The sequence below is a fragment of the Nostoc sp. DSM 114159 genome, assembly GCF_053470285.1.
This window is the reverse complement of record NZ_JBPFEH010000001.1, coordinates 326,981-347,632: the sequence shown is the minus strand read 5'-3', so window position 1 is coordinate 347,632 and position 20,652 is coordinate 326,981. Positions and strand designations below refer to the sequence as shown.

The window sequence follows — 20,652 nt, the reverse complement described above, 5'->3', positions numbered from 1 at the left end:
TTTCTAATAGGAGAAAAATTTTTATGGGTTGGCTACAAAGATTGTTTGGCATGGAAAAACCTCAAAATGCAGAAGTAAATCCGGCTCCACAGGCTATACAGCAAGCTCCTAGTAGTGATGTCGCTAATGCTACGCAATCAATACCTCCAGAACGTCTAGGGTTAAGCGGAGAATATGACCAAAGTGGTTTGGCAAAGCGGGTAGCGTTGGCATTTGATGAAGATCCCCAACTCGACGATGTTAATACCCTTTGGGTTGCTCAGACGGGTAGCACTGTAGTGTTGAAAGGTAAAGTCCCCAGTCAAGAAATTCTCAACAAAATGATTTCTGTAGCGAGTTCTGTAAATGGTGCTACAGATGTTGACACTAACCAGGCGACGATTGGCTAGGTGCAAAAAGGCAGAAGCTTGAGGGAGATGAGAGAGATGAGGGAGCAGGGGAAGAATTCAAACTCCTAACTCCTAACTCCTCTCTCAATCCAATCTAAAATCGCTTGGTTCACTTGTTCTGGACATTCATCATGGGGACAATGCCCTACATCCTCCAGATTCAGCAGTTCCAACTTCTGGTTATATTGGGCAAATTGGCTAGCTAGTGCTGGCGGCACAAACCGGTCTTTTTGTCCCCAAATTAAAAGCATGGGAATTGTTAAGGTTGGTAAAACTGTCTTGACACTGGGACTAAAATTAATTCCGATCGCAGCTTTGAATAAAGCACTAAACGCCCTCGCAGAACCCCGATCTTGGGGAGGCCCTGCTAAAATTTCGATCAGTTCATCGGTAATCGCTTCTGGGTTAGCGTAGGCAAGACGTGCCCAGCGACGCAGCACCCCAGGACGGCGCACGAAGTTAAATACAGGTTTAAGTATCAACGGTGAAGCGACAACATTTTTAATTGCTGTGACAAGTGGGCGCAGCACCGGAGGAATTGCTTCTTGTTCTAATGACGGATCTGGTAAACTCATCATCACCATACCCAGCACCATATCCGGATGGGCGGCGGCGGCGGCCATAGATATCAGTGAACCGTTGGAATTGCCTATTAATATCGCTGGTTGACGGATAAATGTTTTCCAGAAATCGTAAACCTGCTCAACCCAGAGTTCGATGCTGTAATTAGCTGCGGCTTTTTCAGAAGCGCCAAAACCCAGCATATCTATGGCGTAAACTGTGTGATGCTCACCCAACACCTCTAAATTATGTCGCCAATGACCAATAGAAGCGCCAAAGCCATGTAACAGAATTAGAGGTGTTGTGTTGTGGTGATTTTGACTAGGGCGAATGTAAGTGTAGCGAGTTTGCCAGCCACGCCAAATCCAATCTCTTTGATTACCAACTCGTTCCTGCCAGTGTACCGTAGTGGTCACACTTACCTCCGATTTATCAGCACTGAAATACCATTATAAGAATTGGGGATTGGGCATGGAGAAGAGACAAGGTAGACAAAGAAGAGGGGGGAGACAAGGGCTTTCTGGGGCAGGTTTTTTTGATTAGACAAATTTTTGGGATTTTAAAACCAAAACCATTGTCTGAGAACTTAAAACTACGTTCAATAATTGAGAACATTCTCAACTATTTATCGAAAGCCTAAAAGCCTGCCCTTGAAAGGGAGACAAGGGAGAGACTTATTCAATATTCCCCCTTGTCCCCCTTGTCCCCTTGTCTCCCCTGCTCCCCAGTCTCCATTCCCTATTTACCTAACAAATTGGGGCATAATTTCAGCTGCGGTAAATATTCCATAGATGCCGCGTTGGTGCAATTGTCTACCAGCTTTGAGATAGCCGAAAGCAGGGCCGCAGACATTTGCTGCCATGCTGGTTTCATCTCCCAAAGTAAAGGTATGGGTGGAAATCTTTCCTTCAAAGGTACGCCCTGTTACCTTCACATTGGTGCTGAGGGGCTTTTTGGGATTGCGGGTATCGACTACACCACCAACTGTAACGCGATCGCGTCCTACTATCCCCGCTACTTCTAACATCACATCATCAGCGTGTTCCATATTTTTCAAGGTCAGCACGCCATTAGTTTTATCTAGTAGTGCTTCTACTTCTGCGTCAGTCATCGCCCTAGCAGCTTCTACTGTGTAACCAGGCATATGGCCAATGTCTTCCCGAACAGTGGCGCGGTAAGCTTCCCAGTTAGCAATTCCCACCCCAAAGGTAATTTCAACTTGATGAATTTCGGCGTAACTTTGGGCGGCTAAAGCTGCTGCTGCTGTTAACAGTCCAGGTGTAGCACCGCATCCTGTCATGTAGGTAATCCCGGCGGCTTGCAGTTCCTCTTTCATCGCTAGGAGTTGTTCTACAGCAGTGGTGCGTTTAATTGCATCTACTAGTACCCCACGCCAACCAGATTTGATAAATTCCTTGGCGACATTGGGAATAAAATCATTTGGCAGGTTGGGTAAAGCCAAAAAATACCCATCTACTTCAGCTATTTCGATTAAATCTTGAATACTTTGATTTGTTAATGTACCAATTGGCTCTAAATAACCCACCGAACCTTGAGACTGATAGGTTGCAACAGATTTTTCAGTATTTAAACCTTCAGCAGCATAAGCGTAACCTTTTTGATCTGCTGCTGCGACTAAAATCATTTCTCGTTTGCCAGCAACTACTTTGGCGGCTGCTTGTCCGAGTCCGCCGAAACCCAGTACTCCCACACGTATCGCTGGCGAAATATTTAGAGAATTTTTGATTTGTTCAGAATTCATAGTCAATTCGTTAAGTTGAATCCAAAGCCCTGATTATTCGGCATCTCAGCTTCCGGCTGGTAACTGGTGGCTGATGGCTGATAACTCAAAGCTATAGAGATTAATTATGATTCATTATCCTGGGTTCTTTGGCTGGATATTGCAGATATTTATGTGTTTGCGATCGCTTTTGAGTTTTTTGACTGGGAATATAGGCATAGTTATTAATATAGAAATTTTGGCAATAATAAACAGCAATTAGACTGGTGCTAGATGTCTAGGATGTGGAAGTGCCACCTCGGCTCAATACCTATCTGTTCTGTGTTCTGCTGATGGCGGCATCCCGATCAATTTCAATACATCTGCTTGTGGCTGTTTCAACTGGATCTCTGGTAGCCATTCATCCGGGTTGGTATATAGCAAATCTAAATTAGCTGCAATCTTGTGTGACTCCCAATCCCACCAAGATAGTTCTAGCAGCCGTTCTACTGTTTTAGGCTCAAACCGATACCGAATTATCTTAGCTGGATTACCGACCACAATTGCATACGCAGGAACATCACAAGCAACAACAGCCTGTGCGCCCACAACTGCACCATTCCCAATTTTCACACCTGACAAAATCGTTGCTCCATGCCCAATCCAAACATCATGGCCAATATTCGTCACCCCGCAAGCAGATGCATCGGTGTAACGTTCTTCTGGAGAAGCTTCCGCAGATAACCACTTGAAAGGAAATGTCGTTACTCTTGTCATAATGTGGTTTCCTCCACCAAAAATAACGATATCCTTAGCCAGAGAACAAAACTTTCCGATCTCAATCCGATCTTTTGGGGTAAATATTGCCAAACTGATGTGCCGATCAAAGTAGGTGTAATCTCCAACTTTGATACGCGGGTCTTGAATATGAGCGTTTAGCCAAATGGGAGGAGAAGTATATTCGAGCATCGTAGACATCACTTGATTATCTATAGTGATAAGAAGTTTGGCTAGAAGTAATTTTAATGCTCATAAATTTCTAATGGTAAATTATCTGGGTCTTTAAAGAAAGTAAATTTCTTGCCTGTAATTTCATCAACTCTGATATTTTCTACCTCTAAACCTTTTGATTTTAAATAAAAAACAGTTTCCTCTACATCATCAACTTGAAAAGCAAGATGTCTTAAACCACAAGCCTCTGGTTTGCTAGGTCGTTCTGGAGGATTTGGGAAAGAGAATAGTTCAATTTGAGTATTTTCTGCAACTTTTAAATCTAATTTATAAGAATTTCTGGCGGCGCGAAAAGTCTCTTGAATAATCGAAAAGCCTAAAGTTTCGACATAAAATGCTTTGGAGCGATCGTAGTCAGAACAAATAATCGCTACATGATGGATACCAGTGGTTTTCATTGGAGTTTTGCTTTTTTAATACAATTATTAAGAGAGTGTACGCAGGTGGGAACCCAACCATATTACACCCTCTTAAGTCGAGGTTAAGCTTTAATGTTTTTGATCGATCTTACCTTTCTTTTCATGAACAAGCCAATAGTGCCAAGAAGAAGTGTGCTACCTAAAGTACTAGGTTCAGGTACTTGTCGATAAGAAACTATACCGGAATCGGAAGTTTCAGAAGAGACAGAAAATAATGTTCCAGCAATTTCGTAACTTTTGTCAGGATTAGCTTTGTCAAGGAAGCTGTACAGCAATCCAATAGGTGCGTTATCTGCTAAGGATACAGTTGGAAATGCAACCGGATAATCTGGATATTCAACATCATCCTTTGCGGTGTAAATATTGGGGTCATTAGCGAATTGAAAACTTAGCGATTGAACTGGGGCTACTGGGATATTATCATTACTGAAAGTTGTGTCATCAAAGCTAAATAGACCGTTACCTTTAGCTGTAGAACTATCAACATTGAACGCATAATTAATAATTGCAGCCGATGCAGATTTAGTGGTTAATGTAGCTAAACCCAGAATCAGACTAGTAGCGATCGCTAATTTTTGAAACAATTTCATCTCAATTTTCCTGTTGCATTAAATAAATCAACTATTTAAACTCTGTAGAGACGTAACAGTGCTACATCTCTACGTTTTCACCAAACGTCTAAGACTTACTTATTAGCGCCAGTAGAGTTATTCGTTTGACTCAATTGCCAATTTTTTAGAAGTTGCTCGCGGTTTTGGCGTAAGTTTTTACCGTTACGTGTTTCAGGATAAGGAATATTATCACCCTTAATTCCTTCCCAAAGAATTTCGTTAAATTCTTCTGCATCAAGGTTATCTTCACCGATAAAATTGAAACCCTTGGTTATAGCAGCCCACCATTTTGCATCATTTAGAATCGGCACAGCTGCTGTATTTTCAACATTGGGGTCTTGGCAAGCTGGTACTAGTTTCGGATCTACAGGTTTAGCACACAAATTACCTGGCACAATAGCTTTGTAAGGCTCAAAATTCGGTTGTCTTGTGAAGGCATCTGACATTGGTTCGGCATTAGCATCAGTAATTGCCAAATAATTAATATTTAACAAATCCTCTATCGTCCGCAATATATTTATGGTGTTGTAGTTAGTGCTAACGAGGGCACCCCGTTTTGTGTAGGGCGAAATAACGTAGGCTAACGAACGATGGGAATCAACATGATCTGGGCCATTTTGAGAATCATCTTCAATGATGAAAATTGCTGTTTCCTTCCACTCCGGCAGATGAGAAATTTTTTCTACCAGTTTGCCAATAGCATAGTCATTATCTGCCATTTGCAATTCAGGAGTATTTAGTCCAAATAAAGCAGTGCCAAAAGAACCAAAATGATCGTGAGATAAACGCACAAGCATTAAATTGGGTAATCCATTTTGCTGAAGATCCCTTTCCCATTCGTTGTACAAATAAATATCGGCATTATTTTGATCGAATGAGCGGAAGTAAAGATCGGTTTTATCCAACAATGCAGTTTTAGTAACGGGAGCTTGAGGAATCTTGTCAGCGTAAGGAGTTGCGGAAATGGGGATATAAGCTGGGTTTTTCGGATCGGGTTTAGTTGGATCGGTTTGAGTAGTGGTGTAAGGAATTCCGTTATCAACGAAGAAACCGTAATTGCGTACAGTCTTGCCAGCACGTAGCGCCGTATCCCACAGATAACCACCAATGGCATCCGGTTGGAGATTACCGTCTCCTTCGGGAGCATCAACATCTCTGTCTCCAGGTAATATGGAAGACTGCCCAGAAGGATCTAAAACTCCTGTTATCCGGGTATTGATTGGCGAGTTATTCGAGGAAGTTTGCGGTAGTCCAAGACTGATATTCCGATTTGTACCTTCGTAATCGTAGGTTAAGCCGTTAAAGCCAGCGTTACCGTAAAGAACTGATTGAGTTTTTTCGGTGTAATCTGTAGTACGACCGTAAGTAGACCAGTTCCAACCTACTCCACTAGATTCACCACTGTCATAGAAGTTATCAAAAGTTGCAAAACCAAGAGACAGCTTGTGATGGTTGGGTGAAATCTTGTAGGGAAACAAGGTAAGTGCAGGATCGCCATTACCGATAGGTAAGTCACCGAGTACCTGATCGTAGGTACGGTTTTCTTTAACTATGTAGATAACGTGCTTAATTTTGCCTTGTAAATACCTCATTATCCGGTCAGGACGACGATTGTAAAAACCGTTGTTTTTGTCTACCTGCGTTGAAAGCATAGCCAAAGTACTGCTACTTGGCACTGGAATAATTGAGATCCCAGCTTTTTCTAAAGCCCAGGTGTAATCGTTTTTAAAATTAGTGTTACGTGCAAGTCCAGTTGGTGTCGTTCGACTGTTTGAGGGATTGGGGCCGGAATTACTTTTAGCATTGACAACGTAAAGTCTTTGACCATCTTGACTAACACTTACAGAATTTGGATACCAGCCAGTGGGGATGCGTCCATTCACTCGACCAGTTTGCAAATCTACAACAGCGATCGCATTCTCGCCGCCTAGAGTAACATAAAGTGTTCCTCCATCTGGACTGAGACTTAAAGAGTTGGGATTGCCACCTTTGTATTGATCGCCAGGGCGAGACAGAGAAATGGTTTGGACAACCCGATTGTTATTTGTATCAATGACTGAAACTGAGTCATCATTACCATTAGCTACATATAGTCGATCTCGATCCGCCGAAAGCAGTACTTTGTTTGGCTGACTACCTATTGGTATACGAGTGATTTTTCCAGAAGCAATTTCAACAGCAACTACTTCGTCATCGCGCTGGCTACTAATAAAAACTTTAGCTGCTTGACCTTTTTCTGTACTTTTGATAGCGACATCAAAAGGAAATTCACCAGTTGCTATTTTATCACCTGCCCTAAAGAACTTAATTTCTTTAATTACCTTACGGGTAGGAGTGTCAACGATTGATATAGAGTCATTCTCAAAGTTTGCAGCTACTAAGGTCTTGCCATCTTTACTAACTGCAATACCCGCTACAACTGCTCCTGTACTCACAGCCTTAGCTGGTGTATCCTTCAACAAACCACCATCGTATTTAGGGAAGGGTGCAGTTTGGTCAGAATTGTGATCTAGTAAAATAAAGGGAGCATCTGGTACGTACTGACTACCATTAGACGCATAAACATACACGCGATCGTCAATCCCGCCTGAGACAAAGAAGCGCGAGCTATCTTTAGCCCAAGCCAAACCGTTATAGGTATTAGGAATATTAATTTGTTGTTTTTTAACTAACTTACCGCTAGTCACATCATATACAAAAACCCATTCTGCTTTTGGGGTTGTTGTACCACTTGGCTTACCAGTTAGCGGGTCTAATACAGGATAAGTGAAAGTACTACCTGTATTTTCATCCTTGAAGTTTTGGTTATAGCCACTAGTAAGAACCAGTAAAGTTTTTCCATCAGGACTAAGGGCTGTGCTTACGGCTTCGGCAGCATCAGCATTATCATCTGTACGCAAACCAGTTCCTAAAGGTGCAAACGTCGAGCCTGGTGCTGCTGCGGGCGTGATAATTTGACCTGTAGGTAGCAAAGCTGCTCCACCTTTTATGTTACCAACAGGTCTGGTAGTTCCAGCACTAGCTGATTGGATACTTGCACTCAAGCTACTTACCAGCAAAAGACTTAATAGATACCCTTGGTTTCTACTAGTTTTCATGCAATTTTTCTCTAATAGGGAGAACCATAACTATTCAAATACAGATATTTATGGTTAATGGTTAAGCCATGAATAATTTTTGGTTATATTTTGGTAGTAGCAAATTGTATCTAGTTAAGTTTGTGAAACATTTTATTTCTTTTTTGACGTTGCTGAGTGGAAATATCGAAATCCAGTTTTATTTCTGAAGCTTATAAAATTAGTTGCCAATACGCTTGGGTTAAGGAAAATTGTAGGTTGGGTTAAGCAAGGCGCAACCCAACAAAGCCCCGAAAATGTTGGGTTACTCTTCGAGAAGCCCCTTCGGGTCTACGTTCCTCAAACCAACCTACACATTTTAAGGTTTTTGACACTAACTGACCTGTATTGAATTAATTGCTAATATTTTGAATTTTGAATTGTTAATTTTACTTTTGAATTTTAATTATTTAATTTTTCCATTTTAGACTTTATCTTGACCATTTTTTTATATATAACGTAGTTTTTATCCGTTTCTCGATAGCAGATTTTGACTGCTACTAGTAATGGTTTTATACAAACTTTAATATTTTTATTTAATCTAAGCTTAACTTTTGCTTAATTACTGATAATAGATACTAAAAAAGTAAAAAAACTGACAATATTTTTTAATAAATACTGTCTTTTAGCAAGAGAACTGATATGCTCAACAAAAGTCTTATTCTGTCATTGTTGGTGTTATTTGCAATGGCTCCTGCTGCCAATGCAGAGGTTAAATTGATTGCAATTGGGAGCCTAGATGGTAATATAGGCGATCGCTCCACTGAAACATCTGCTCCTTTGGAAAACGGCGTTCCAGGAAACCTTTTGGGTGGTCTAGGGTCGGGACTAGCTTACGCTGGCAATAATACCTTTATCGCTATCCCAGACCGGGGCCCAAATGCCGTCTCATACAACAGCGCTGTGAGTGACACAGCATCCTATATCAACCGCTTCCAAACTATCAAACTGAAACTCGTACCAAGCAATGGTTCATCAACGTTGCCTTTCACCCTTACCCCTCGCTTAATTGACACAACTCTGCTGTTTAGCAAAGACCCTCTTTACTACGGAAGTGGTGCGGGATTGGGTGTACCTAGCGGTGTACCAGCCTTAAATACCAAGAATAAAAACTATTTCACTGGACGCTCAGACAACTTCAACCCCACCCAAATCTCCACATATTCCAACAATGCGCGTTTCGATCCTGAAGGGGTGCGTGTATCCAATAGTGGAGAGCAAATATTTATCTCGGATGAATATGGCCCTTATGTATATGAATTCAACCGCAATACAGGTAAGCGGATCGGGGTCTTTAACCTACCTAGCAAGTTTGCAGTCAGCAACTTGAGTCCCGTTAGTGATACAGAGATCAGTGGTAACACCTCCGGTCGGGTTGCGAACAAAGGTATGGAAGGACTGGCAATTACTCCCAATGGTAAAACCTTGTTTGGCATTTTGCAAAGTCCCCTACTCCAGGACGGTGGGACTAATGGTGCTTATACCAGAATTGTCAAAATTGACATTGCCACAGGTGCTACTCAGGAATACGCCTATCAGCTAGATAATATTGGTACGGCGGCTAAACCGAAGTATCCTACAGTTAGTGAGATTTTAGCCATTAGCGATCGCCAATTCCTAGTAGATGAACGCGATGGCAAGGGGTTTGGCGACGGCTCCAAGGCTGCTTTCAAGAAAATCTATCGGATCGATCTGACGAATGCTCAAGAAGTAAGCAATATCACCGGGGAAAACAACCTTGTTGGTAAGGCAGTAAGCAAGACCCTATTCCTTGATGTGGTAGCTGCACTAACTCAAAACGGCATCAAAGAAGAGGACATTCCTGCCAAGCTTGAAGGTTTGGCTTTCGGAAAAGATGTGAAGATCGACGGAGTGGAAAAGCATACATTATTCATCGCCAATGACAACGATTTTCTAGGTATTTTAGCACCGGATACTTACCATTCAACAAGTGTTGACAACCCAAACAAATTTTTCGTTTTTGCGGTTGACAGTACCGATCTGCCGGGTTTCGTAGCGCAAAAGATCAAAGGGGAAGACGAGGATAGCAAAGGTGATGATTGATATTCGGTTGAGTTGATATTTAATCATGAGAAGCTGTTAGAGTAGGCAAAATGCCTACTCTACATGCTTACTAATTTCACTTGTTTGCTAGTTTATTTAAGTAAGTCATGCATTTATTTCGATGTATCGTTTATTTGTAGTTAATTATTTTTTTGTGTACCTTACCCATGTGGAAACCGCTATAATGCCTAAATAATGTTAGAAATTTGCTTATAAAATTGGGCGTAAGTAAGAAACTAAAATAAGCAATGGCATGAAATTAGATCGCATCACCAGCAATCCGAATCGCATGAATGGACAAGCTTGTATCCGTAATCTTCGCCTTACCGTTCGTCGGGTGATTGAGTTATTAGCCACCTACCCTAATCGAGAAGAACTGCGCCAAGAGTTTCCCGAATTAGAAGATGAAGATATTCAACAAGCCTTAATTTTTGAATCGTCTTACTTGGACGATCGCCTCATTGAACTATCTAACCGCTACGAATTTGTTGCTTGAGCAAGGATTACCACCCTCTGAGGCAACATTGCTAAGTGATGCAGGTATCGACACCATCGTTTACCGTTGTTGCCGGATGTCTAAACTTTCGCATATTTAACTTAAATTTATATTCAATCAGCAAAAAGGCATATTACTTTCTCAAAACTTCATATTTAATAAGCAAAAAGGCATATTGCTTACTCAAAATGGCATTTTACTTTCTCAAACCCCAGTTTGCTTTCTCATTTCGGTGTTTTCCGCAAGCAAAAGGAGCTTTTACTTTCTCAAACCCCAGTTTGCTTTCTCATTTTGGTGTTTTCCGCAAGCAAAAGGAGCTTTTACTTTCTCAAACCCCAGTTTGCTTTCTCATTTTGGTGTTTTCCGCAAGCAAAAAGAGCTTTTACCTTCTCAAACCCCAGTTTGCTTGTTTATTTAAGTAATTTCCGCATTCATTTTGGTATATCGTTGAGCCGTTAGCTTGCGATGCCTGCGGCGGGCATAGCCATCGCTTTATTCAGCAAAAATCCTTCAATTGTTGCTTACTATAGGACTCCTATTTGATTTTTGAAAAGACTCCGTACATCTGAAGAGTGGCGAAATCAAAGGTAGTGTGTCGAATAAACCACTCAAACATCCACTTTAAATGAGAGAATGTTGGAATCAAGGCACAAAAACGTCGAACCCATGTTTTAGCCTGCAACCAGATATCTTCAATAGGATTTTGCTCTGGACAATTAGGAGCAAAACGAACGCAGTGAATTTTCCATTGTTCTGGTGGTAAACCTTGATTTAGTTCGTCTAAAAAGCTTTGGATTTCTTTGGAACGGTGGTAAGTAGCACCATCCCAAAAAATCAGCAATCGCTGGTCGCCAGACTCAGTTAGCAGATATTGCAGATAATCAATAGTATTTTCTGAATTTCCCTTGCCGTAAGCTTTAAGCAGTAATTTTCGTTCAAGATAGTCAACTGCTCCGTAATATGTTTGTTTCTCTCGCTCATTTACGACTGGAACCGTTATTTCCTCGTCACTTCGCCCCCAGACATAACCGCTTAAGTCTCCCCACATTAAATGACACTCATCAATTAACAATACTCTCAATAATCCGGCTTCGATTTCGGAACGGTTGCTTGCCAACAATGTTTCAATCTCTTTTTTTTTTCTGCAACAGCATCTGGGTTGGCTTTGGGATTTAGCTTTGTGGTTTTCTTCCAACTTATGTCAGCTGCATCGAATAAGTCATAGTAACTTTGTTTTGACTCATAAACCACGTCATAATCAAACGCTAGTTTATGCTCCAATTCTCCCAGCTCCCAGCAGTCCTTTGTAGAGAGCCAACTCAACACCTCTTCTCGCTGTTCGACACTCAGATGGCTTTTCCTGCCTTTGTAGTTCGACCACAGCCCATTAATTCCATTCTGCTCGTAGGCCTGTTTCCAACCTGTTATCGAGCCTAAAGACACATCTAAAATAATTTGGATTTCTTCGTACAAGTAATCTTGGTAAACCAATTTGACTGCCAAGGCTTTTCTTGCCTCACGGGCATCGCGACAAGTGGCGATAAAATTCTGTAACTCCGCGATCGCAGTCGCCACTGTCTCAGGCAGTGTTGCCGTTTGTAGATCCTGATTTATCATTGTCTACTCTTACACTTGTACACTCAGCCGTATTTTCTCGTAATCTTTTTCAAAAATCAAATAGGATTCCTATATATAATAGATTTCATACATAGACATTAATATTGTCACGTAGTTATATTTAACTTTTCAGATCATTCACTTTATGTTGGAAAAATTGAAGCATCTGTGACACTTGGGAAAGTTAAAACCGATTCGTAATTATCCTAATAAATTTATTTACCCTTCTCTAAAATTTTTAGTTCTTAGCATTATTCTGCTGAGTTTCTTTGTTGGTGGGTGTGAGAAGGAAGATGAAAATAAGGCGATGGATAAAAAAATATCAAGACTAGAGGAAGAAGCAGAAAAGCATATTATATCTAAGGTTAAAACTCAAAGAAACTACTTCTTAAATAACAAAACATTTTTTATACCTCCTGACGAACCAGCAACTAAACATGGCTCATTTCCACCAATTTTTGGAACACAAATATGTTATCGGTACTATACTAAAACAGATACTAATATTCTCTCTAAAACAACCATTGATGCTGTTTATAGCTATGGCGTTCAAGGCGACTGTGGTGGTATGTTTGGCTTTGAACTTAGGTGGTATGTTGGAGCAAGCTTTGCTGTTCGCATTCCTGGGGACAAGCAAGTGAAACTGATAAGTATTGTCTGTAGAAGCAATGACTTTGGGCGTGTACCCTCGCGGCCAGAATACATAAACGATGTAGTTAAATGCCCTCCTGAAACAACACAAGTATTACCGATTTAACTAACTCCGCAAATGGAAAAACATGGAGTTTTGGGTCGTCAAAGAGCCACCACAGCAGAATATGGGTGTCGATGAGGTAGCTCATTCCCATTGCTGGAGTTCATCTTCTGGCAGTGGTTCAAAGAAAGCATCACCAAGTTGTCCTTTCAATAAACCAGGGGTGCGCGGTTCGACTTCGCTCACCGCAAGAGGTTGTGTACGTTCTTGACTTAAACCTAGCGGAAAGTAGTGAATTAGGTCATAAATTTCTGCTAGTTTGTCTTCAGGGATGTCTTGCAATTCTTGGACAATCTTCTGGATCAGCATAAGTCAAACTCTTCGCTGGTTTTTAATCAATAAGTTAGGAATATGCGACTACTTTGTTGCTCAATTGAGGAATAAAATATTTTTTCTCGCTTTGCGCTTTGACCCGAAACTTTCATACCGCTAATCAGCAACGCAGAATTTTTACTATTCCTGTAAAACAGTCTTTGATACAATCCTAGTTTTCTTAAGATCAGCTTCCGAAAGTTTTTCTCCAGCTTGCAAACGAGTGGCGGAAGTTTGCAACACTGTCGCTGCACCTTTATCACCGATTTGTAAAGCGGTTTTAGCAGCCGTTTGCAACATCGTTGCTGCACCAGTGCGATCGCCTTGTTGCAATTTCGCCTCGGCTAACTGGGTTTGGCGATACTTCGCTAATGCTAAAATAGAATGTTGCACCTGGGGATTAGATGTCGGTTGATACGCCCGCACTACATCTGCATACACTGGCATCAAGGGCGAAAGTAAACCTTGTTCGTTAACCAACGGGTCATCATAACGGATTTGCAGATGCGCGATCGCTTGCTTCCCTTCTGGCAATTGTCCCAGATAAATGTTTGCCAAAACTACCCGTTCTACATCCTGCATCAAATCTCCCAAACGCACAGCAAAGCTACCATCAGCTTCAGTTTCCACTGGTAACTCGATTGTGTCTGGGGCAACTTGGGCAATGGGTTTCAATTCTGCTAATCGGACATTGGGCACTAAAGATAACAGCAAGTAAGCATTAGTTAGCCCAATCGATTGAATCCGTCCAAACAGTCGGCTAAATTGCTCCACAGCTTGTTCGGGACGTTCGATATAAGCTAAAGTCCCACCACCAACATCAGCAATGTTTTCTAGCATATCTTGATTCCAGCTATTGCCAAATCCGAAAGTGTTGATAGTTAGGTTAAGTTTGGCAGCCTTTTGCGCCAGTTTCAGACAGCGTTTGCGATCGTCTCGCCCTATATCCCACTTCCAAATCCGCAAACCGCTTTCACCATGTCCATCCGTCAGCAGAAACGCCTGGGAAACAGCGCCTCTTGTACCCTTCATCAGTTCTGTAATTCCCAGTTCCAAACCATCAGCGATCGCAGTGCCGCCGCTAGCAGTCAGTTTGCTTTTAATTTGAGATTTGATGCTTTCGGGGTCTTCAATCGCTTGGTTGGGGATAATGACTTCCGCAGTGCCGGAAAAAGCCACAACTGAAATGCGATCGCCTACTTTCAAGCGATCGATTAATCCTTCCACCGCCTGAATCACCGTTTTAATTGGTTGTCCATGCATGGAACCACTTTTATCCAAAATCAAGCAGAGATTAAGGGGGAGATTTCGATCGGACTCACCAGCGATGGCAAAAATCGTAATTGCCAATTGACGTTGGCTAGTTGTTTGAGCCAGATCGACATTATTGTCATTTAACGCCGAGAGCAATTTAACTTTCATCTAAACTTGAGTTTACTGGGGAGGAGTATCTTGCAAAATTGTTTTGGAGACAATTCTGGTTTTCTTGCGATCGCTTTCGGATAAATCTCCGCCAGATTGTAGCTGGGTGGCAGAAGTTTGCAACACTGTCGCTGCATTAGTATCTCCCATTTGCAAGGCAGTTTTCGCAGCCGTTTGTAACATTGTCGCCGCACCAGAGCGATCGCCTTGTTGTAATTTCGTCTCGGCTAGCTGGGTTTGGCGATACTTTGCTAATGCCAAAATAGACTGTTGCACCTGGGGATTCGGGTCTGCTTGGTAATTTTTGACTACATGGGCATAAACTGGGATATTTGGTGTAACTAAACCTACTTTGTTAGCGGCTGGATCGTCGTAGCGGACTTGCACATTAGCGATCGCTTGTTCACCTGTTGGCAATTGTCCCAAATAAATATTAGCTAAGATTACTCGTTCTGCATCTTTCATTAAATCTCCCAACCGCACAGCGAAACGTCCATCAGCTTCTTGTTGCAGTGGTAACTCGATTGTGTCTGGGGAAACTTGGGCGATGGGTTTGAGTTCCGCTAACCGGACATTGGGCATCAGGGAGAATAACAGATAAGCATTAGTCAATCCCACTGTTTGAACGCGGCTGAACAGGCGATTAAACTCTTCTACAGCCTGTTCGGGTTTTTGAATATAAGATAAAGTACCTAAGCCAGCATCGGCAATTTTTTCTAAAACATCTTGGTTCCAGTTGTCACCAAATCCCAAAGTATTTAAAGTTAAATTATAGCTAGCAGCCAATTGAGCAAATTTCAAACAGCGATTGTTATCACCGTGTTCATTTTCCCCGTCGGTTAATAAAAAAGCTTGGGAAACAGTATCTTTTTTGCCCTTCGCCAACTCCTCAATCCCCAAGCGCAGCCCTTCATCAATCGCAGTTCCCCCATCGGCGGCTAGGCGATTGATTTGCTGTTTGATTTTCTCTGGATTTTCGACACTTTGATTGGGTACTAAGACTTTGGCCCGGTGATCGAAAACTACCACACTGAGGCGATCGCCAGGATTGAGTCTATCCACCAAACGATTCGCTGCTTTTTTCACCGTTTCTAGCGATCGCCCATTCATCGAACCACTATGATCGAGAATTAAGCATAAATTCAGGGGTACATGGCGGTCTTGATTTTCTGCGATCGCCGAAATCGAAATTCCCAACTGACGTTGACTGTTCAGTTGATTTGCGTCCAAATTACCATCATTCAAGGCAGGCTGCAAATTAACCTTCATAACTCAGAGTCCCTATTCAGGATATACATATTAAAAAATAACTTCAAAGCACTACTTTAGCTCTACGGAAAACTTATCCAACATAAATACACTAATATAATCAGAATATCTTAGAAGCCAAGCATTGGCAGATGCGAAGCCGCCTTCAGCATTAGGGAGAAATCCGCACCTTGAGGGAAGCGTGCATCGCGCTAGGATGTATTACAGTTAACGGCATAGTTTCAGGCGATCAGTTGCTATGGACATTTCCCCAATTAAGGCTGTTCAAGCCCCATATTACGGCGATAACTTTTACCGAACACCGCCGCCAGATTTACCTTCCCTTTTATTGAAGGAACGAATTGTCTATCTTGGGATGCCTCTGGTGCCTGCTGTCACAGAATTAATCGTGGCCGAATTGCTGTTTTTGCAATCCGACGACCCCGAAAAACCGATTAAAATCTATATCAACTCCACCGGCACTTCCGGTTACAGTGGCGATCCCATTGGCTTTGAAACCGAAGCCTTCGCCATCTATGACACCATGAAATATATCAAGCCTCCTATCCACACCATCTGCGTCGGTTCTGCAATGGGAATGGCAGCGATGCTACTCAGTGCTGGTACAAAAGGTTGCCGCGCTAGTTTACCTCACTCCTCGATTATCCTGCATCAGCCTAAGAGCTACGCCCAAGGTCAAGCAACGGATATTCAAATTCGCGCTAGGGAAGTTTTGGTAAATAAAGGGGCCTTAGTTGATATTTTACATCGCACCACTGGACAGGCTCCAGAAAAAATTACTAAAGACATGGATCGGTTGTTATATTTAACACCCTATGAAGCGAAGGAATACGGTTTAATTGACCGAGTTTTTGAGAAAGAAGAACTCGCCAATCCCCCACTCCCGGCCAGTGTCCTCTAGTGAGTGCTGTTAGCGTCAGCGGGGCGTTTAGCCCGTGCTGAGTGCTGAGTAGAGACGCGATTAACCCAAGTCTTTCTAGGAGTCATGAGTTATTCCTAACTCTCCCACCGCCCCCAAATTATTAAAAACGGAGTAAATTATGCCTATAGGCGTTCCTAAAGTTCCTTACCGGATGCCCGGTGGACAATATACAGATTGGATTAGCATCTACGATCGCCTTTACCGAGAACGGATTATATTCTTGGGGCGTGATATTGATGATGAAATTGCCAATCAAATTATCGCAGTAATGCTGTATCTGGACTCAGACGATCCAGGTAAAGACATTTATTTATACATCAATTCCCCAGGTGGAATGGTTACATCTGGCATGGCTATTTTTGACACCATGCAACATATTAAATCAGATGTAGTGACTATTTGCGTGGGATTAGCTGCTTCAATGGGGTCTTTCCTGCTGGCAGCTGGCACCAAAGGCAAACGCCTAGCATTGCCTCACTCACGGATTATGATTCACCAGCCTTCAGGTGGCACCCGTGGACAAGCAACCGATATCGAAATTGAAGCTAGAGAGATACTGCGGATTCGTCACCAGCTCAATGGCATTTATGCTGATAAAACAGGTCAGACCATAGAAAAAATTGAAAAAGATATGGATCGTGACTTTTTCATGTCTGCCGAAGAGGCAAAAGAATACGGTTTAATTGACCGTGTGATTGAAGAACGAACCTCTGTAGTAGCTGGTTAGTAGGAAGGCAGGGGCAGAAAGCAGAGGAGCAGAGGGGCAGAGGGGCAGGGAGATGTGGTTCGACTGCGCTCACCAACCGGGAGTGAGGGAGTGAGGGAATTAGGGGACAAGGGGACAAGGGGACAAGGAGATAAACAAAACTCCTAACTCTTAACTCCTAACTCCTAACTCAGCACTCAGCACTCAGCACTGGCTAAACGCCCCGCTATCGCTAACAGTACTCCTAACGCCCAATGCCCCATGCCCTTTTATGAATAAACTGTCAACATTGAACTTTAAAATAGAAAATTAGCCCTTATCATTAATAGTCCGGGCTTGAAGCTGATACTGACAGATAATAGCCAATAGCTAAATATTCGATAGCTGATAGCTCAAGATGGATCTTGGAGATTGCTACCGTTTACTAGGTTTAAGATCGGGAGCTTCTTTTGCTGACATCAAAGCGTCTTACCGACGACTGGCGCAGCAATATCATCCCGATATCAACCCAGATGACAACAAAGCCAAAGATAAGTTTATTGCCTTGACAGAAGCGTACAAACTCCTGATGACAGTGGTACTACCAGAGGAAACTGTGGCACATTCAACTCAGGTATCAACATCTGGTGGGCGTGATGACGCTAAGGCAACGCATAGGCAGAAAACACCAGTAACAACGGTGACAAGCCAAGAATCAGGAAAACCAAAGCCGCCGAATCTGTTGGAAATAGAAGAACGGCTGAAGTGGAAGACTTATGAGCAATTGCAGCGATTTTTGCAAGAAAAACGATTTCCGCAAGCGATCGCCCTAGCGGAAGCTTTAGCAGATCGTTTGTCAACAGATGCAGAAGTCCGCCAATGGTTAGCGATCGCCTATCAAATTTGGGGACGAGCGCTAATTTCCGAAAAACAACTACTCAAAGCCAGAATTTATCTCAAAAAAGCTTTGAAAACAGACCCTCATAATAAAAGTCTCTGGTATGAAGTCCAGCGTGATTTCCAGCGCTTGGAGCAAATTTTTTAAAGATTCAAAATTAGCCCTTTCAAGGTAGGTAAAATTTTTGGACAATAATTCTTCTTACTTCTGTGTTATCTGCGACTAATGCAGTTAAATAAATTCCCAAAAAATGCTGAGTCACCTTGAAAAGGCTAGTTCTGAGTATAAAACTTTTACCAAAAACCTTAATTGTAGGATTCTATTAGAAAATAAACGCTTCAATTATCACTTTATCTACAGTTGAAAAATACGCTCTTATTTTTCTTTTTTCAGAGTAATTAAAGAGGATTAATTACTTTAGATTTTTGTTACATACTTAGAAATTTTTCTGCCTACTTACTATAAACAGTTAATCTAATAGATAAATATAAAATTGAATTTGGAAACCACTCATGGGGATCAGAACAATCACCAGGGTTTTCGGTCTATTCATCTCCACATCGCTAGCATTTGCGACCGCTGCTCAGGCTGCGCCGTTCAACAGTCCGGGCTATCCAAGCTACCCTTATGAAGGTCGCTACCCGGAGTCCACGCCCTGCCGTTACAACCTCCAGCAGAGCAAGAAGGCAACCTGGGCTGGAAGCAACATAACGCTGAAGTACTTCTACAGCGGCCAATGCGGTTCATTCGCACGAATCGACAACGCGCCGCCTTACTGCAAGGTCTACCTCGATCGCACCCGGAGCAGTAACCCCAACCCCAGCAGCTGGGACTATGTTGGCGAAACCGTCGATCCGGGCATTAACTTTGCCTACACCAAGGTCGGCAATAACCTCAGTGGCCGCCTCTCCCGCGCGGCCCTAGTCTGCGGCACCGGAACCGTTGTTACCCGCACTAACTGGTACTAAGCGTGACTTTTCACAGGATGTAGAAAAGGGAGAGCGGTTTGCTAATTGCTACGGCTCGTAAGGAAAGAAAGTCTGACCGGAGATTTCTTTAGATCGGACTTTCCACAAAATCTAAAATTGGTACGATCATCGCTGCCATTCACGTAGCACTGCTCCCAAGGTAGCAATTCCCTCGACAATCTTTTTAGTTGGTTGAAAGCTAAAAGCTAACCTGATGGCATCATCTCCCTGTCCATTGGCGTAGCAGCGAGTTCCTGGGAGAAAGCTGATGCCATGTTCATTGGCAGCAATTAGGAGTGCTTTGGCGCTGATGTCTGGCGGTAATTTACACCAGACAAAAAAGCCACCATCTGGTCGCAAAGCAACTACATCACTGGGAAACTCTTGAGCGATCGCTTCTAACAACAAATTACACTTATGTTTATAGCAGGCGATTAGCTCCTGAATGTGACGATCTAGTTTGCCTGTAGCACAGTAGCGACCAACCACATGGCTGACAAACGGCCCCACAGGCCCTTCACTTTTGAACATTGCCAACCGCTCAATAATTGCTGGATCGCCACAAGCCCAGCCTAGCCGGATACCAGGCGCAATGATTTTCGAGAAGGTATTTACGTATAACACCCACCCCTCCTTGTCAAGGCTTGCTAAGGATGGCACAACTTCGCCTTGGAAGCGCAAATCGCTATAAGCATCGTCTTCCACCACCAACACGCCATACTCAGCCGCTAACGCTACCAGTTTTTGGCGACGAGATAACGGCATAGTAGAGCCTGTGGGATTATGAAAAGTAGGGATAGTGTAAATAAACCTGGGTCGAATCCCCCGTTTTTTCAAGTCGCTTAAAGTTTCTTCTAACGCATCTACATCCATTCCCATCTCATCTACAGGAATGGTAATCAGGCGGGCGCCAGCCTGGACAAATCTATTAACTACTCCCAAGAAGGTTGGCCCTTCCACAATTACCACATCACCAGGTTCGAGAAACACATCTGGTAGCAAGCCCAAAATCTGACCGGAACCGTAGCCAATAATGACGCGATCGCGATTGGCAGAGATTCCTTGAGCCTGCAAGCGGAGGATTATTTGTTCATAAAGTTGGGCTGAAGGTGGCCCATAATTGAGAGCGAGCGGAGCTTCTTCTGCCAGTACAGCAGCACTTGCAGCCGACAAATCAGCATGAGGAAAGAGAATTGGGTCAGCCAAACCATAGGCAAAGCTGACGGTGATGATTTTGGTTAACTCAGTGCCGTAAGTTGGTGGTGTCAGATTTCTAGCTCTTTCGGCGAACAAATCAGCAATTTGGTAAGCAGAAGTGGTAGAAGCCATAAGCGATTAAAAATTGGGAGTCAGAATATAGAACACACACAAAGGCAATTAGCAAAAAGTCATACGTATGTATTCTTTCTTATAACATC

19 protein-coding genes are annotated in these 20,652 nt (G+C 42.7%); 8 read left to right on the top strand and 11 right to left on the bottom strand.

What is annotated here, in order from left to right:
• The first annotated feature begins 23 nt into the window (after positions 1 to 23).
• Entirely contained in the window at positions 24 to 389 is a 366-nt protein-coding gene (locus ACR5KR_RS01335) for a phospholipid-binding protein (RefSeq protein ID WP_445628102.1), read from the top strand.
• A gap of 65 nt (positions 390 to 454) precedes the next feature.
• Here ACR5KR_RS01335 and ACR5KR_RS01330 read toward each other — a convergent pair whose 3' ends face one another.
• From ACR5KR_RS01330 to ACR5KR_RS01305, 6 genes are all read right to left on the bottom strand, one after another.
• Positions 455 to 1,366: an alpha/beta fold hydrolase gene (locus tag ACR5KR_RS01330; RefSeq protein ID WP_445628103.1), complete on the bottom strand. Its 912-nt coding sequence runs from the start codon at positions 1,364 to 1,366 to the stop codon at positions 455 to 457.
• A gap of 326 nt (positions 1,367 to 1,692) precedes the next feature.
• Positions 1,693 to 2,712: a (S)-8-amino-7-oxononanoate synthase BioU gene (gene bioU / locus ACR5KR_RS01325; RefSeq protein ID WP_322684543.1), complete on the bottom strand. Its 1,020-nt coding sequence runs from the start codon at positions 2,710 to 2,712 to the stop codon at positions 1,693 to 1,695.
• 282 nt (positions 2,713 to 2,994) lie between these two features.
• The gene (locus ACR5KR_RS01320; RefSeq protein WP_448265166.1) at positions 2,995 to 3,648 is read right to left on the bottom strand and encodes a CatB-related O-acetyltransferase; all 654 of its coding nucleotides are present in this window, start codon (positions 3,646 to 3,648) and stop codon (positions 2,995 to 2,997) included.
• A 44-nt stretch (positions 3,649 to 3,692) separates the two neighbouring features.
• The gene (gloA2, locus tag ACR5KR_RS01315) at positions 3,693 to 4,079 is read right to left on the bottom strand and encodes an SMU1112c/YaeR family gloxylase I-like metalloprotein (RefSeq protein ID WP_448265165.1); all 387 of its coding nucleotides are present in this window, start codon (positions 4,077 to 4,079) and stop codon (positions 3,693 to 3,695) included.
• An 83-nt stretch (positions 4,080 to 4,162) separates the two neighbouring features.
• Positions 4,163 to 4,690, bottom strand: coding sequence for a PEP-CTERM sorting domain-containing protein (locus ACR5KR_RS01310; RefSeq protein ID WP_448265164.1), 528 nt, complete (start codon positions 4,688 to 4,690; stop codon positions 4,163 to 4,165).
• A gap of 95 nt (positions 4,691 to 4,785) precedes the next feature.
• Entirely contained in the window at positions 4,786 to 7,809 is a 3,024-nt protein-coding gene (locus tag ACR5KR_RS01305) for a bifunctional YncE family protein/alkaline phosphatase family protein (RefSeq protein WP_448265163.1), read from the bottom strand.
• Between the two features lie 660 nt (positions 7,810 to 8,469).
• On the opposite strand from ACR5KR_RS01305, the gene ACR5KR_RS01300 reads away from it, so the two are divergent.
• Positions 8,470 to 9,891 carry an esterase-like activity of phytase family protein gene (locus tag ACR5KR_RS01300; protein ID WP_448265162.1) on the top strand — a complete coding sequence of 474 codons (1,422 nt, stop codon included), beginning with the start codon at positions 8,470 to 8,472 and terminating at the stop codon, positions 9,889 to 9,891.
• A gap of 253 nt (positions 9,892 to 10,144) precedes the next feature.
• Positions 10,145 to 10,387: a DUF433 domain-containing protein gene (locus tag ACR5KR_RS01295; RefSeq protein ID WP_448265161.1), complete on the top strand. Its 243-nt coding sequence runs from the start codon at positions 10,145 to 10,147 to the stop codon at positions 10,385 to 10,387.
• Positions 10,388 to 10,922: 535 nt separating this feature from the next.
• Here ACR5KR_RS01295 and ACR5KR_RS01290 read toward each other — a convergent pair.
• A protein-coding gene (locus ACR5KR_RS01290; RefSeq protein ID WP_448265160.1) for an IS630 family transposase occupies positions 10,923 to 12,004 on the bottom strand; the annotation gives its coding sequence in 2 pieces (ribosomal slippage) (positions 10,923 to 11,530 and positions 11,530 to 12,004; 1,083 coding nt in all).
• Positions 12,005 to 12,179: 175 nt separating this feature from the next.
• Here ACR5KR_RS01290 and ACR5KR_RS01285 point away from each other — a divergent pair.
• Positions 12,180 to 12,761, top strand: coding sequence for a hypothetical protein (locus ACR5KR_RS01285; protein WP_448265159.1), 582 nt, complete (start codon positions 12,180 to 12,182; stop codon positions 12,759 to 12,761).
• Positions 12,762 to 12,842: 81 nt separating this feature from the next.
• On the opposite strand, the gene ACR5KR_RS01280 is transcribed toward ACR5KR_RS01285, so the two are convergent.
• From ACR5KR_RS01280 to ACR5KR_RS01270, 3 genes are all read right to left on the bottom strand, one after another.
• Positions 12,843 to 13,067: a hypothetical protein gene (locus tag ACR5KR_RS01280; protein WP_448265158.1), complete on the bottom strand. Its 225-nt coding sequence runs from the start codon at positions 13,065 to 13,067 to the stop codon at positions 12,843 to 12,845.
• Between the two features lie 144 nt (positions 13,068 to 13,211).
• Positions 13,212 to 14,492, bottom strand: coding sequence for a vWA domain-containing protein (locus ACR5KR_RS01275; protein WP_448265157.1), 1,281 nt, complete (start codon positions 14,490 to 14,492; stop codon positions 13,212 to 13,214).
• A 12-nt stretch (positions 14,493 to 14,504) separates the two neighbouring features.
• The gene (locus ACR5KR_RS01270; RefSeq protein WP_448265156.1) at positions 14,505 to 15,761 is read right to left on the bottom strand and encodes a vWA domain-containing protein; all 1,257 of its coding nucleotides are present in this window, start codon (positions 15,759 to 15,761) and stop codon (positions 14,505 to 14,507) included.
• 238 nt (positions 15,762 to 15,999) lie between these two features.
• Between ACR5KR_RS01270 and ACR5KR_RS01265 the strand changes: the two genes are divergently transcribed.
• The 4 genes from ACR5KR_RS01265 (at position 16,000) to ACR5KR_RS01250 (ending at position 19,234) form a co-directional block, all read left to right on the top strand.
• Positions 16,000 to 16,662, top strand: a complete 663-nt coding sequence (locus ACR5KR_RS01265) for an ATP-dependent Clp protease proteolytic subunit (RefSeq protein ID WP_445628113.1) — start codon at positions 16,000 to 16,002, stop codon at positions 16,660 to 16,662.
• Between the two features lie 139 nt (positions 16,663 to 16,801).
• Positions 16,802 to 17,410, top strand: a complete 609-nt coding sequence (locus ACR5KR_RS01260) for an ATP-dependent Clp protease proteolytic subunit (protein ID WP_322670450.1) — start codon at positions 16,802 to 16,804, stop codon at positions 17,408 to 17,410.
• A gap of 376 nt (positions 17,411 to 17,786) precedes the next feature.
• Complete coding sequence (locus tag ACR5KR_RS01255) at positions 17,787 to 18,413, top strand: J domain-containing protein (RefSeq protein WP_322670449.1); 627 nt, start codon at positions 17,787 to 17,789, stop codon at positions 18,411 to 18,413.
• Between the two features lie 365 nt (positions 18,414 to 18,778).
• Entirely contained in the window at positions 18,779 to 19,234 is a 456-nt protein-coding gene (locus ACR5KR_RS01250) for a hypothetical protein (RefSeq protein ID WP_445628114.1), read from the top strand.
• 126 nt (positions 19,235 to 19,360) lie between these two features.
• On the opposite strand, the gene ACR5KR_RS01245 is transcribed toward ACR5KR_RS01250, so the two are convergent.
• A complete protein-coding gene (locus tag ACR5KR_RS01245; RefSeq protein ID WP_448265155.1) occupies positions 19,361 to 20,563 on the bottom strand; it encodes an aminotransferase-like domain-containing protein in 1,203 nt (400 codons plus the stop codon).
• Between the last annotated feature and the right edge of the window lie 89 nt (positions 20,564 to 20,652).